Here is a 13,113-nt window from a genome sequence, read left to right on the forward strand (position 1 = left end):
CCCTCGGTTCATTTTCTTGTCATCGAGATTTGCATCCCCGATACGACGAGTGCGCCAATTCTGCCCGTTTCGACGTGAAAATGCCCGTATTTACTGGCGTAACATGAAAAGTAAAGGGAACAGCTGCACGCTTCGAGGTCATCCGTGCCTCGTTCGGGGGGATCGGCGAGCCAATCTCCACGTGAGTGTAAGCGTAGGCATGACTTGCAAAGATTGCCCGAGCTTTCTGAAAATTCAAATGAAAGTGCGGTGCGAGGTTGTAGGAAAGGGCGGTTTGCGGAAGGCTGGTTTAGTCGTGCGGGGTGTGTTCGAGCCTGGTAACAGGTCGATTTTGTGTGAGGTGACGCACCGACAGCGGGGGAGGAAGTCTGTTCTGGCACAGGCCTTTGCGGGTTCTATCACCCGCAAAGACCGTGTGTAACGCTGGGGCTAAAGTGCCATCGACAACAGCATGATGAAGATCAGGCCGACCACCGACAGGATGGTTTCCATCACTGTCCAGGTCTTGAACGTTTCGGCAACGGTCATGTTGAAATACTGTTTAACCAGCCAGAAACCGGCATCGTTGACGTGCGACAGGATCAACGAGCCGGCACCCGTGGCCAGCACCAGCAGCTCGCGATTGACGCCTGGAATCAGGCCAACCACTGGCGCCACAATCCCTGCACCGGTAATGGTCGCCACGGTAGCCGAACCGGTCGCAATGCGAATCACCGCCGCCACCAGCCAAGCCAGCATGATCGGGTTGATCTGTGCCTGTACGGCCATGTGCCCGATGACATCACCCACACCGCTGGCCACCAGCATCTGCTTGAAGCCGCCACCTGCGCCGACGATCAGGACGATGGCTGCAACCGGTGCAAGGCTCTGGTCCAGCAGTTTCATGATTTTGGTGCGGTCAAAGCCGCGTGCCGCACCAAAGGTGTAGAACGCCAGCAACAGCGCTGCCAGCAGGGCAGTGATCGGGTGACCGATCAGGTCCATCCAGATGCGGAACATGTTGTTTTCCGGCAACACCACGTCAGCAAAGGTCTTGAGCAGCATCAGGAATACAGGCAGCAGGATGGTGATCAGCGTGATGCCAAAGCCTGGCAGGTTTTCAGTGCTCGACTCCTTGGCGATCTGGTCCATCAACTCCTGCGACGGCGTACCGGGGATGCGCTTGGAGATCCAGTTGCCGTAGATGGGACCCGCGATGATGGCGGTTGGCAGCGCGACTATCAGGCCATAAAAAATGGTCTTGCCGATATCAGCACCAAAAATGCCGATGGCCAGCAGCGGGCCCGGGTGCGGTGGAACCAGGCCGTGTACGGCCGACAGGCCAGCCAGCAACGGGATGCCGATCTTGACGATGGACACGCCGGTACGACGGGCGACGATGAACACCAGCGGGATCAGCAGCACAAAACCGATCTCGAAGAACAGCGGGATGCCCACCAGAAACGCGGAGAACATCATTGCCCAATGCACTTTCTGTTTACCAAAGGTGCGGATCAGGGTCTGCGCAATCTGGTCCGCACCCCCCGAATCGGCCATCAGCTTGCCGAGCATGGTGCCCAGGCCAAGGATGATACCGACGAAACCCAGCACGCCGCCGAAGCCCTCCTGGAAGGACTTCATGACTTTTTCTACTGGCATTCCCGACGTCAGGCCAAGAAAGCCTGCCGCCAGTGTCAGCGCGACGAAAGGGTGAACCTTGAAGGTGGTGATCAGTAGCACAAGGCCGACGATGGTCACCAACGCATCGACGAGCAGGAACGTCTCATGGGTCATACCGAACATGGGTGTTTCTCCGGTTATTATTTTAAGGAGCTGCTAACAGCGCCGGCGTGTGTCGTGTGTGCGCAAGACAGCGCTGTCTTTTGCACTCACGCCTTTATCAGGCGTGAGAGCCTTTCCACCATGCCGCGGCTTGTTCACCAATTACATCGATAGGCTTGCTGGCATCGACCACCAGGGTCAGTGGCTCGCCGATCGGTGGTTCCAGGGTCGCGAACTGGCTATCGACCAGACTCGCAGGCATGAAATGCCCGGTCCGGTTGGCGCAACGCTCGGTGGCCAGCTCTTTGCTCAGTTCGAGAAAGACAAAACCCAGGCCCGGCACCGCCGCACGCAGGCGTTCACGATAAATGAGCTTGAGTGCCGAACAGGTCAGCACCGGATGTTCGCCCTTGGCAAGGGCTGCGGCCAGTTCTTCACCCAGACGGGTCAGCCAGCCGGCACGGTCTTCGTCGGTGAGGGGGGTGCCGGCGCTCATCTTGTCGATGTTGGCCTGGGGATGGAACGCATCGCCTTCGATCAGGCGACCGCCGCTGTTACGGGCGATTTCTGCACCGACGGCACTTTTGCCGCAGCTCGAAACCCCCATGACTACAAGGGCGGAAATAGCGGTATTCGCAGTTGTCACAGTAGGCACCTCGTCTGGAGACAGCGCTGTCTTTGTCCGGTGGACATCGGGTTCAGCTGCAGCCGTTCCAGTTCTTGTCGTTGTTTTGGGTTCATCGTCAACCATCGGAGGCTGTTCTCCGGGGGCAGCCTGGCAGGGCGCCCGCATGTGAAACCAGCGATAAAGCATTGTCACGTTCCATGAGACAGCGCTACCTTATGGGGCATTCGACATATTTGGCAACCCCTATGTTAGTTGGCAACGCATGACACGCATTGGTTCCCGCTCTACAGGTCGGCCCACCTTGAACGAGGTGGCGCGGCTGGCGGCCGTTTCGCCGATTACCGCTTCCCGTGCATTGCGCGGTGTTGCCACTGTTGCCCCGGAGCTGGTCGAGAAAGTCCGTGCCGCTGCGCAAAGCCTGGGCTATGTCGCCAACCCGGCGGCCAGAGCGTTGGCCTCTTCCTGCAGCCAGACAGTGGTCGTGCTGGTGCCATCGCTGTCCAACCAGTTGTTTATCGAAACCCTTGAAGCCATTCAGGACGTTCTGCGCCTGCGGGGGCTGGATGTGGTGATCGGCAACTATCACTACTCGCCGGAAGAAGAAGAGAAGCTGCTGCGCAACCATCTGGTCAATCGTCCGCGCGGCGTTCTGCTGACCGGCTTTGACCACACCGCTGCATCGCGCCAGATGCTCGAGACCAGCGGCGTGCCGTGCGTGCACATGATGGAACTCGATACCCGTCTCGGTGCTTACTGTGTCGGTTTCTCCCAGCAACAGGCCGGGGCCGAAGCCGCCCGCCATTTGCTGGGCCGTGGGCGAAAGCGCCTGGCCTATATGGCGGCGCAGCTCGACCCTCGCGTATTGCAGCGCGGGGCGGGGTTTCGTCAGGTGCTGGAAGAGGCCGGAGTGTTCGATCCCGCGCTGCAAGTCTCGACCCGTCAGTCATCCTCGATTGGCCTGGGCGGTGAGTTGTTCGCCCGCCTGCTCGACGAGCACCCGGACGTGGACGGAGTTTTCTTCTGCAACGACGACCTGGCTCAGGGTGCAGCGCTGGAAGCTTTGCGCCTGGGTGTGGCGATCCCCGAGCGGGTGTCGCTGGTGGGCTTCAACGATTTGCCTGGCTCGGCGCACATGGTTCCGCGCCTGACCTCGATTCGCACACCTCGCCAGGAAGTCGGCCAGCGCGCTGCGCAGCTGTTGCTGGGGCTGCTCGACGGGATCACCCAGCATCCGCAAGTAGACCTGGGCTTCGAGCTGGTAGTGCGGGAAAGCTCCTGAACGTTTCCTCAGGGCCTGGCTTTGCAACCGTATCCCGATGTGCTCTCTGACCAATGGTAGCCCTACTCAAGAGGCTTGCGACGGCTTGGCTGCATTGCCCGACGGCGCTGTCTGCGAGGCGTTTTCGCTCCCCTCGTGAGAGTGTTTTTGAAGCCTCTGGACTGTTATTTCTGACAGTACCCATCCCCTCGTGTTGAGTATTCAATGACTGCATGCTTTTGGATCGAAGCGGCATAGGAGTCTTGGCCGCATCGTTGGGCGACGGGGATATATCTTCTTATCTATTCCCCGTTCTGGCGGTCTTGCAAGACTTATTGACTGGTGAGAGACATGCAAAAAAAAGCATCTCGGAACACAAGCGCGTTGACTCACATGACAGAACCGGTCAGCCCCGGAGCGCCTCTGGACATCGCTTGGCTGACCGGCATCATCCCTCTGGGTTTTGTGCCCGCAGAGATCGCAATCAGTCCCGATGAAACGACGCTATATGTGGCCCACGAGAGTGGTCGCGAGGTCAGCGTGGTCGACATCGCCACCATGAGCGTGGTGGGCAGCATCAAGAGAGCCGGGGCGGGTGCTATCACCCTGAGCCCCGATGGCAAACGGCTTTACACCATCGGCCAGAAACGTTGCTACGTGGTCGATACACGCTTGCGTGAGGTCATCAGGATATTGCCGGCGGCCAACGTCAACAGGATCCTGTGCAGCCCGGATGGCCGTTTCATCTGTCTGTCGTTTCAGAACGCGCGCGGCGGGCTGATCCGCCTGATCGAAACCGAAAACTACACGGTCGAGAATGAGTTCGATCTCGGCGCGTTGACCAACGCGTCGCTGGCCCTCGGGATCAGCCCGTTGAACGACAGGTTCTACGCCACCATGCTGGTAGACCGCACCGCACCTACCGATGTCATGGCGATCAACCGGATCGATTACCTGCAAAATGACATCCCGGGGTTTTCCGATCCGCGCTCAATGGCGTTCAGTTCCGACGGCGCGTGGCTGTATGTGGGTGGAATCGACGAGGTCTATATCGTCAATGCGGCCACTCACAAAACGTTTTATCGGGAAAAGCTGGGCACTCAGGGGTACCCGGTAAAAGTCATCGGTGTCACGCCGGATGATCGCTATGTCTACGCGATCTATACCTGCAATTACGACGTCTACCGGATCGACACCGTGAAGGGCATTGCGACCTGCATCGCGTACTTCCCTTCCGTGGGGGGCGCCGTGCTCAACAAGACCGCGACCTACATCTACTCCACGCATCCGGACATGAGCTGGATTTCCATTTACCGGCTGTAAGCCGTTCTTTGATGGCTACCGGGCGAGAAGCTGTTGAAAGGAATTGTCGGCAGGTTGAACACGTTTTGATGTTTTCTGGAAAGGGGCAGTCGTTGTCGGGTGCTTGAGTTTTTTGTCTTGACGTCCTGTATTTAAACATTCACAAGGAGTGGTTTTCATGTTGTTGTTATCGGGTTTCAGGTATTTCAGAGCTGTCGGTGTTGCGTTATTGTTTTTGAGCGTGTCGCTTGCAACGGTCAGGGCAGATGTTCGGCCGGAGACATGGCAGGTGGTTGTCGATGCCGGCAGCAGCAAAACGCGCGGTATTCTTTATCGGTTATCTGCCGATGCAGTGACGCCGGTTGTGGAATACAACTCCAAACTGCCACTGGCCCGTTATGCGGGTGTGCCCGACGAATCAGGCAACCTGTTAATAGCGCCCTTGCTGGACACGCTGGAGAGGCTTGCCAATGACCAGAAATACGCACTGGAAAAGAAGACTGTTCTTGTGAATGTTCTGGGCACCGCTGGCATGCGCGAGTTGTCTGCGGGTCAGCAAGGGGTTATTTATGAAGCTGTGAAGACGTCGATTCTGGCCAAGGGCTGGGCGTTGGGGCAGGTGGGCACGATAGACGGCAGGGATGAGGGGATATTTGCCTGGGTGCACCTCAACTTTTTAAAAGGGCTGGCAACGTCTGACAACACCTTAGGCATAATCGAAATGGGCGGTGCCTCAAGTCAAATCACTTTCGCGCTCAGGTCTCCACCGATGGATAAAGCAGACGTCAGTCAAAATGCTCGTACAGTAATGTGGGATGGAAAAACCTACTCGGTCATCAGCGAGAGCCTGCTCGGCCTGGGTGCCGATGCTGCCAGGACGGCCATGAATAAAGTAAGACCGCAGGACCAGCGTTGCTACCCGCAGGGCGCGCTTATAATGAAAGTGCCCACGACGGGTGCGTTTGATTTCACAGCGTGCGACCTTGTCTATGATGAGGCCATTGCCGCAAACTATCAGTCTGAAATCAAAAAGCTGGACGCTATTGTCGCATCAAGTAATTACACTCAAACTGATTTCGTTGGGTTGAGTTCGCTTTACTATACGCTCAATTTTTTCAATAACGATGTGCCTGAACGGGGAACGCTTAAGTCTGCCCTTGAACAGTCGTGTCAGCGTTACGCGGATATTGAAGAGCGTCTCAGGCAGGATGACTCGAAAGACAAATATCAGCCTGAGAATAAATGTGCAAATGGCGTATTTGTCTATGATCTTCTTTATGATTATTTGCAGTTGGGGGATGGACGACTCACCGCTTTGAAGAAGGTTGAGAACATGGACATTCGCTGGACTGATGGGTTTTTATTGCTGGGTAAGCAAGCCCCATGAAACGCCATCGAATGGCGCAGCGACAGTTAGCGGATAACGCAGAAGCAGTGCTGACCTCTACGAAGTGCTTGACTCAACGGCAGGCTGCTTTTGCAGCCTGCCGTTAACTTCAGTCGGGTTTCAATTATCTTCGCAATCGATCAGTGGGCATCCTTGAACGCAAGCCGGGACTCATGCAGCAGTGGCTCGGTGTAGCCCGAAGGCTGCTCCGTGCCTTTGAATACCAGCGCGCAGGCGGCCTTGAAGGCGGCGGAGTTCTTGAAGTCCCTGGTCATCGGCCGGTAGTGCGAATCCCCGGCATTCTGCTTGTCCACCACTTTGGCCATGCGCTCCAGCACATTTTGTATGTCTTCCTTGCCTGCGATGTCGTGCAGCAACCAGTTGGCCATGTGCTGGCTGGAGATGCGCAGGGTCGCCCGGTCTTCCATCAGCCCGACGTTATGGATATCCGGCACCTTGGAGCAGCCGATACCTTGCTCCACCCAGCGTACAACATAGCCCAGCAGGCCCTGGGCGTTATTTTCCAGTTCTTCGAGAATCTGTTCGCGTGTCCACTCGGGTTTGCCCACCACGGGAATGGTCAGCAGGTCGTCGAGCCACTGATCGCTGACATCGACCAGTGACTGTTGCTCGAGTTGCTCCTGAACCTGACGCACATCGACATGATGGTAATGCCACGCATGCAGTGTGGCGGCAGTCGGCGAAGGCACCCAAGCGGTGGTCGCGCCTGATTTCGGATGAGCGATTTTCTGCTCCAGCATGTCGGCCATGCGATCGGGCATCGCCCACATGCCCTTGCCTATCTGCGCCCTGCCGCGCAAGCCGCAGGCCAGGCCGACCTGCACATTGTTGCGCTCGTAGGCCTTGATCCACGGCGTGTTTTTCATCTCGCCCTTGCGCAGCACAGGGCCGGCCTGCATGGCGCTGTGAATTTCATCACCGGTACGGTCGAGAAAACCGGTGTTGATGAACGCGACCCGAGCAGACGCCGCATTGATACAGGCCTTGAGGTTGACGCTGGTGCGTCGCTCTTCGTCCATGATGCCCATTTTCAAGGTGTTGCGCGGCAGGTGCAGCACCTCCTCGATGCGGCTGAACAACTGGTCGGCAAACGCCACTTCGGCCGCGCCGTGCATTTTCGGTTTGACGATGTAAATGCTCCCGGCGCGCGAGTTGCCACGCCGGGTCAGGTCGTGCAGGCCGATCAGGCTGGTGATCACGCCGTCGAGAATGCCCTCGGGAATCTCCCTGTCGTCCTGGTCGACAATCGCCGGGTTGCTCATCAGGTGGCCGACGTTGCGAATCAACAGCAGCGAGCGACCGCGCAGCGTCAGTTCACCACCGGCTGCGGCGTGGTAAACGCGGTCGGGGTTGAGGCTGCGGGTGATGGCTTTGCCGCCCTTGTCGAGGGTTTCGGTCAGGTCGCCTTTCATCAGGCCCAGCCAGTTGCGGTAGACCAGCACCTTGTCATCAGCGTCAACGGCGGCGACCGAGTCTTCGCAGTCGACGATGGTCGACAGTGCCGATTCCAGCAGCAGGTCCTTGATGCCGGCGGCATCGGTCTTGCCGACCGGATGCTGCGGGTCGAACTGGATTTCGATGTGCAGACCATGATTCTTGAGCAGAATCGCCTGGGGCTGATCAGGCTCACCTGTGAAACCGACGTATTTTTCCGGGTGTTGCAGAAGCGTCTGGCTGCCATCCGCCAGGGTGATGCGCAGCTCGCCATCTTCAATGCGATAGCGGTTTGCGTCGCTATGGCTGCCGTTAGCAAGGGGCGCACTGGTGTCGAGCAGCTCGCGGGCAAACGCGATGACCTTGGCGCCGCGCAGCGGATTGTACCCGGCGCGGATTTCAGCGCCGTTGCTGGTCGAGATCACGTCGGTGCCATACAGCGCGTCGTACAGCGAGCCCCAGCGCGCATTGGCAGCATTCAGCGCATAGCGTGCGTTGCTGGCGGGCACCACCAGTTGCGGGCCAGCCTGCTCGCTGATTTCCAGATCGACATTGGCGGTAGTGGCTGCAACGTGTTCCGGCACGGGCTGCAGGTAGCCAATCGAGTGCAGAAACGCACGGTAGGCGGGCATGTCGGTGATCGGTCCGGGATGCGCCTTGTGCCATTTGTCCAGTTGGCCCTGCAAACGCTCGCGTTCGGCGAGCAGTTCGCGATTGACTGGCGCAAGGTCATGAACCAGCGCATCGAAGCCTTTCCAGAATGCCTCTGGTTCCAGGCCTGTACCGGGCAGCACTTCTTCATCGACAAAACGTTGCAGCTTGACGGCTACCTTGAGGCGTTGGCATTTGACGAAATCGGTCATCGAGTGGGCTCCATGTAGAGGGCGTGCTATGGGGCGTCTGGCAGGCAGTTCTGAATCAGCAAACTCAGTCCGCATTCAGTGCAGCGACGCCAGCCTTGGCCACTTGCGCGTCCTGATCGGCCTTGACGCCGGAAACGCCGACTGCGCCGATCACCTGACCGTCGACGATGACCGGCACGCCGCCCTCCAGCGAGGTCAGCAACGGGGCGCTGAGAAATGCCGTGCGCCCGCCGTTGACCATCTCTTCATAGCCCTTGGACTCGCGTTTGCCGAGTGCCGAGGTGTGGGCCTTTTCAATCGAGATGTAACTGCTGATCGGCGACGCGTCGTCAAGTCGCTCGAACGCCAGCAGATGGCCGCCGTCATCCACGACAGCGATGGCCACTGCCCAGCCGTTGGCCTGAGCCTCGTCGCGCGCGGCACCGAGCATCAGGCTGACTTCGGTCTGGGTAAGGACGGCTTTGATTTTCATGGGGCTCTCCAGGGCAAGGGTTATTGACTATGAGTTCAGCGCGATTGAAGAGTGCCAAGGGCTTCGTCAATCAGTTCGATCCAGTGCCGGACCGGTGTCCGGTTGGCGCTTGCCAGATGGGTCTGGCAGCCGATGTTGGCGGTGACGATTACCGCTGGCGTGCCACTTTCCAGCGCGTTCATGCGGTTGTCGCGTAGCTGGCCAGCCAGCACCGGTTGAGTGATCGAGTAAGTGCCCGCCGAGCCGCAGCACAAGTGGCCATCCGGCACGCTGGTCAGGTTGAAGCCCAGCCGCGCCAGGACACGTTCGACCTCGCCTCCGAGTTTCTGTGCGTGCTGCAAGGTACAGGGGCAGTGAAACGCCAGCCGTGTGTCGGCCTTGATGCCAAGGCTGTCCAATGGTTCGTCGCGCAGGACTTCGACCAGGTCCTTGGTTTGGGCGCTGATGCGTGCGGCCTTGTCTGCATAGGCCGGGTCGTCACGCAACAGGTGGCCATAATCCTTGACGAAGGCGCCGCAGCCGCTGGCAGTCTGAACAATGCTTTCAGCACCGCTCTGGATGGCCGGCCACCAGGCATCGATATTACGCCGCGCCCGATCCAGCCCCGCCGCCTGTGCATTCAAGTGGTAATCCACCGCGCCGCAGCATCCGGCCTCGCTGACCGGGGTGACGCTGATGCCGAGGCGATCCAGCACCCTTGCAGTCGCCGCGTTGGTATTGGGCGACAGGCCGGGCTGTACGCAGCCTTCCAGCAGCAGCACGCTTCGGGCATGGCGGGGTGCCGGACGCAGCCCGGCAAACGGAGTGGTCGCCGGCAGTTTGCTTTTCAGTGCCCCGGGCAACAGCGGCCTGAAGGTCGTGCCCAGCCCGGTCAGGCGTTTGAACAGTCCGGCGTTGGGCACGACCAGCCGCAAGCCTTCGCGCAGCAAGCGCTGGCCGAGTGGCCGTTGCACAACGGCATCGACTGCGGCACGCCCGATGTCCAGCAGGTTGTGATAATCGACGCCCGACGGGCAGGTGGTCTCACAATTGCGACAGCTCAGGCAGCGGTCCAGGTGCAACTGGGTTTTTTCCGTGACTTGCTGGCCTTCCAGTACTTGCTTGATCAGGTAGATCCGCCCACGCGGCCCGTCCAGCTCATCGCCGAGCAGTTGATAGGTGGGGCAGGTGGCGTTGCAAAAACCGCAGTGCACGCAACTGCGCAGGATGCGTTCGGCTTCTTCGGCGCGGGGCTGCGTTCGGGCGTGTTCGCTCAAGGTGGTCTGCATGCTTCAAAGCTCCCTGTACAGTCGGCCGGGGTTGAAAATGCCCTGCGGGTCGAGCCGGGTCTTGAGGGCCTGGTGATAGCGCAGCAGCGGCGCGGTCAAGGGGTGAAAAGGGCTATCGTCGCGGCCCTGGCTGTAACAGGTTGCATGCCCGCCGACCGAGGCTGTCATGGCCCGGATGGCGTCGCCGCTGGCATCGGATTTCAGCCAGCGCTGTGCGCCGCCCCAGTCGATCAGTTGTTCGCCCGGCAGGTCGAGCACGCCCGTGTCGGCAGGCACACAAACCCGCCACAGCGGGCCAGGGCCGAAAAAGAACGGCAGACGCTGTTCGTTCAACTGCTGCCAGTACGTCGCGTCGATCAGTTCGCCGCCGAGTCGCTCGTGCGCGGCTGCCACCGAGCCTTCGCCGCCTTCAAGACGCAGCCGCAGCACGCGACCGTCATGGCTGGCCGCGCTGATCGGCATCGGTTGCTGACCCCATTCGGCAAGGCAGGCCAGCGCGCGGGCGCTGTCCATTTCCAGCGCGATGCTGCTGCACAGACGCGGTTTGGGCAGCACTTTGAGTGACACCTCGGTCAACACGCCAAGGCAGCCGAAACTGCCGGTCAGCAGACGCGAGACGTCATAGCCGGCAACGTTTTTCATGACTTCGCCGCCGAAACGCAGGTGCTTGCCGAGGCCTGTGATCAGTCGTGTGCCGAGCACAAAATCACGCACCGATCCGCTCCACGGGCGGCGCGGCCCCGACAGGCCGGCAGCGACCACGCCGCCAAGTGTCGCCGCGCCAACGTCGGGCGGCTCGCACGGCAGCATCTGCCCTGCGGCGTCCAGCGCCTGCAACACCTCGCTCAGCGGTGTACCGGCGCGGGCAGTGATCACCAGTTCTGTCGGGTCATAGCTGACAATGCCGCGATGCGCGCGGGTGTCGAGCGGTTCGCCTGTTACCTCACGACCGAGGAATGCCTTGCTGTTGCCGCCCCGGATGCGCAGCGGCGTATTGTCCTGCAACGCCTGATTGACCTGTTCAAGCAGCGTATGGCTGGCGTCCCTGTCCGTTGTGTTCATCAAAAGCGCTCCAGTTCAGGGAAGGGCAACTGGCCTGCGTGGATGTGCATCGCGCCGAACTCCGCGCAGCGCTGCAGGGTCGGGATGTTCTTGCCGGGGTTGAGCATGCCGCTGGCGTCGAATGCCGCCTTGATGGCATGAAAAAAGGTCAGTTCGTCGCTGTTGAATTGCGCGCACATCTGATTGATTTTCTCGCGGCCAACGCCGTGTTCGCCGGTGATGCTGCCGCCCACTTCGACACACAGTTCCAGAATCTTGCCGCCCAGCGCCTCGGCGCGCTGCAGTTCTCCGGGTTGATTGGCGTCGAACAGGATCAACGGGTGCATGTTGCCATCGCCGGCGTGAAACACATTGGCGACTCGCAGGCCGTATTGCGCGGAGAGTTCGCTGATGCCGCGCAGCACCCCCGGCAATGCACGGCGCGGAATGGTCCCGTCCATGCAGTAGTAATCCGGCGACAGGCGGCCAACGGCGGGGAAAGCGTTCTTGCGCCCGGCCCAGAAACGCACCCGTTCGGCCTCGTCTATCGCCTGGCGTACTTCGGTCGCGCCCGCCTGTGTCAGCACCTCGCGAACCCGCTCGCAATCGGCATGGACATCGGCTTCGACGCCGTCAAGCTCGCACAGCAGGATCGCTTCGGCATCGACCGGATAGCCCGCGTGGATGAAGTCTTCGGCGGCGCGAATCGCCAGGTTGTCCATCATTTCCAGCCCGCCGGGAATAATGCCCGCCGCGATGATATCGGCCACCGCTCGCCCGGCTTTTTCCACCGAATCAAAGGCGGCGAGCAGCACTTTGGCCACCTGCGGTCGGGGCAGCAGCTTGACCGTGACTTCGGTGATGATCCCGAGCATGCCTTCGGAGCCGGTGAACAAGGCCAGCAGGTCGAGCCCCGGTGAATCCAGCGTATCGCTACCCAGCGTCATGGCCTCGCCTTCGACGGTGAGGATCTCGACTTTGAGCAGGTTGTGCACGGTCAGACCGTATTTGAGGCAGTGCACGCCGCCCGCGTTTTCCGCCACGTTGCCACCGATAGAGCAGGCAATTTGCGAGGACGGGTCGGGGGCATAATAAAGCCCGTGAGGCGCAGCTGCCTGGGAAATGGCCAGGTTGCGCACGCCGGGCTGGACCCGTGCCACGCGTGCGGCCGGATCAATAGCGAGGATCTGGTTGAAGCGCGCCATCACCAGCAGAACGCCTTTTTCCAGCGGCAGCGCGCCACCCGACAAGCCAGTGCCCGCACCGCGTGCAACCACTGGCACGCGATGCGCGTGGCACAGCCGCAGCAGCGTCTGCACCTCTTCAAGGTGGCGCGGCAACACCACCAGCATCGGCGTGGTGCGGTAAGCCGACAACCCGTCGCACTCGTAAGGCCGCAGCTCTTCGGTGCGGTGCAATACGTCCAGGTCGGGCAATTGGCGTCGCAGCTCATCGAGCAATTGCTGCTTGTCGACAGCGGGCAGCACGCCGTCAATGCGTTCGTCGTAGAGAATATTCATCAGGCCACCCAGCATTGTTTTTATCGGGTTAACGCATCGTAGCTCATTCGGTGCGAGGCTTGAGTTGACAGGTGAGGGCGGATCGCGCAATTTACGCATTGCGTAATGTGGTTACAAAAATAACAACAAGCAACGTTCCGTGCGTTGAGCAGGCGACT

The 13,113-nt window shown here is 59.9% G+C and carries 10 protein-coding genes; 3 read left to right on the forward strand and 7 right to left on the reverse strand.

Going from position 1 to position 13,113, the window contains the following annotated elements:
• Positions 1 to 429: 429 nt before the first annotated feature.
• Both QRN38_RS04045 and QRN38_RS04050 read right to left on the reverse strand, forming a co-directional pair.
• The gene (locus tag QRN38_RS04045) at positions 430 to 1,782 is read right to left on the reverse strand and encodes a GntP family permease (protein WP_005765159.1); all 1,353 of its coding nucleotides are present in this window, start codon (positions 1,780 to 1,782) and stop codon (positions 430 to 432) included.
• A gap of 97 nt (positions 1,783 to 1,879) precedes the next feature.
• On the reverse strand, positions 1,880 to 2,368 hold the full coding sequence (locus QRN38_RS04050) for a gluconokinase (protein WP_007245315.1): 489 nt from the start codon (positions 2,366 to 2,368) through the stop codon (positions 1,880 to 1,882).
• Positions 2,369 to 2,651: 283 nt separating this feature from the next.
• Between QRN38_RS04050 and gntR the strand changes: the two genes are divergently transcribed.
• The 3 genes from gntR (at position 2,652) to QRN38_RS04065 (ending at position 6,336) form a co-directional block, all read left to right on the forward strand.
• Complete coding sequence (gene gntR / locus QRN38_RS04055) at positions 2,652 to 3,668, forward strand: HTH-type transcriptional regulator GntR (protein ID WP_005765154.1); 1,017 nt, start codon at positions 2,652 to 2,654, stop codon at positions 3,666 to 3,668.
• Positions 3,669 to 4,040: 372 nt separating this feature from the next.
• A complete protein-coding gene (locus tag QRN38_RS04060) occupies positions 4,041 to 4,970 on the forward strand; it encodes a beta-propeller fold lactonase family protein (RefSeq protein ID WP_162491764.1) in 930 nt (309 codons plus the stop codon).
• Between the two features lie 157 nt (positions 4,971 to 5,127).
• Positions 5,128 to 6,336, forward strand: a complete 1,209-nt coding sequence (locus QRN38_RS04065; protein ID WP_032622311.1) for an acetate and sugar kinases/Hsc70/actin family protein — start codon at positions 5,128 to 5,130, stop codon at positions 6,334 to 6,336.
• Positions 6,337 to 6,476: 140 nt separating this feature from the next.
• Here the strand turns inward: QRN38_RS04065 and QRN38_RS04070 are convergent, their stop codons facing one another.
• From QRN38_RS04070 to glcD, 5 genes are all read right to left on the reverse strand, one after another.
• Positions 6,477 to 8,654: a malate synthase G gene (locus QRN38_RS04070; RefSeq protein WP_057418917.1), complete on the reverse strand. Its 2,178-nt coding sequence runs from the start codon at positions 8,652 to 8,654 to the stop codon at positions 6,477 to 6,479.
• 64 nt (positions 8,655 to 8,718) lie between these two features.
• Positions 8,719 to 9,126 (reverse strand): heme-binding protein, encoded by a 408-nt coding sequence (locus tag QRN38_RS04075; protein ID WP_057418918.1) that lies wholly within the window; start codon positions 9,124 to 9,126, stop codon positions 8,719 to 8,721.
• 35 nt (positions 9,127 to 9,161) lie between these two features.
• Positions 9,162 to 10,394, reverse strand: a complete 1,233-nt coding sequence (glcF, locus tag QRN38_RS04080) for a glycolate oxidase subunit GlcF (protein WP_057418919.1) — start codon at positions 10,392 to 10,394, stop codon at positions 9,162 to 9,164.
• A 3-nt stretch (positions 10,395 to 10,397) separates the two neighbouring features.
• Positions 10,398 to 11,456: a glycolate oxidase subunit GlcE gene (gene glcE, locus QRN38_RS04085; protein ID WP_057418920.1), complete on the reverse strand. Its 1,059-nt coding sequence runs from the start codon at positions 11,454 to 11,456 to the stop codon at positions 10,398 to 10,400.
• Positions 11,456 to 12,955, reverse strand: coding sequence for a glycolate oxidase subunit GlcD (gene glcD, locus QRN38_RS04090; protein ID WP_057418937.1), 1,500 nt, complete (start codon positions 12,953 to 12,955; stop codon positions 11,456 to 11,458). Before glcD ends, glcE begins: the two co-directional genes overlap by 1 nt.
• Between the last annotated feature and the right edge of the window lie 158 nt (positions 12,956 to 13,113).

It is taken from the genome of Pseudomonas sp. CFBP2511 (assembly GCF_030209255.1).
Lineage (GTDB): Bacteria > Pseudomonadota > Gammaproteobacteria > Pseudomonadales > Pseudomonadaceae > Aquipseudomonas > Aquipseudomonas avellanae.

Bases quoted from the DNA above. Each gene is read 5' to 3' on its own strand.
- QRN38_RS04045 (WP_005765159.1), bottom strand. From the start codon at position 1,782: ATGTTCGGTATGACCCATGAGACGTTCCTGCTCGTCGATGCGTTGGTG.
- QRN38_RS04050 (WP_007245315.1), bottom strand. From the start codon at position 2,368: ATGGGGGTTTCGAGCTGCGGCAAAAGTGCCGTCGGTGCAGAAATCGCC.
- gntR (WP_005765154.1), top strand. From the start codon at position 2,652: ATGACACGCATTGGTTCCCGCTCTACAGGTCGGCCCACCTTGAACGAG.
- QRN38_RS04060 (WP_162491764.1), top strand. From the start codon at position 4,041: ATGACAGAACCGGTCAGCCCCGGAGCGCCTCTGGACATCGCTTGGCTG.
- QRN38_RS04065 (WP_032622311.1), top strand. From the start codon at position 5,128: ATGTTGTTGTTATCGGGTTTCAGGTATTTCAGAGCTGTCGGTGTTGCG.
- QRN38_RS04070 (WP_057418917.1), bottom strand. From the start codon at position 8,654: ATGACCGATTTCGTCAAATGCCAACGCCTCAAGGTAGCCGTCAAGCTG.
- QRN38_RS04075 (WP_057418918.1), bottom strand. From the start codon at position 9,126: ATGAAAATCAAAGCCGTCCTTACCCAGACCGAAGTCAGCCTGATGCTC.
- glcF (WP_057418919.1), bottom strand. From the start codon at position 10,394: ATGCAGACCACCTTGAGCGAACACGCCCGAACGCAGCCCCGCGCCGAA.
- glcE (WP_057418920.1), bottom strand. From the start codon at position 11,456: ATGAACACAACGGACAGGGACGCCAGCCATACGCTGCTTGAACAGGTC.
- glcD (WP_057418937.1), bottom strand. From the start codon at position 12,955: ATGAATATTCTCTACGACGAACGCATTGACGGCGTGCTGCCCGCTGTC.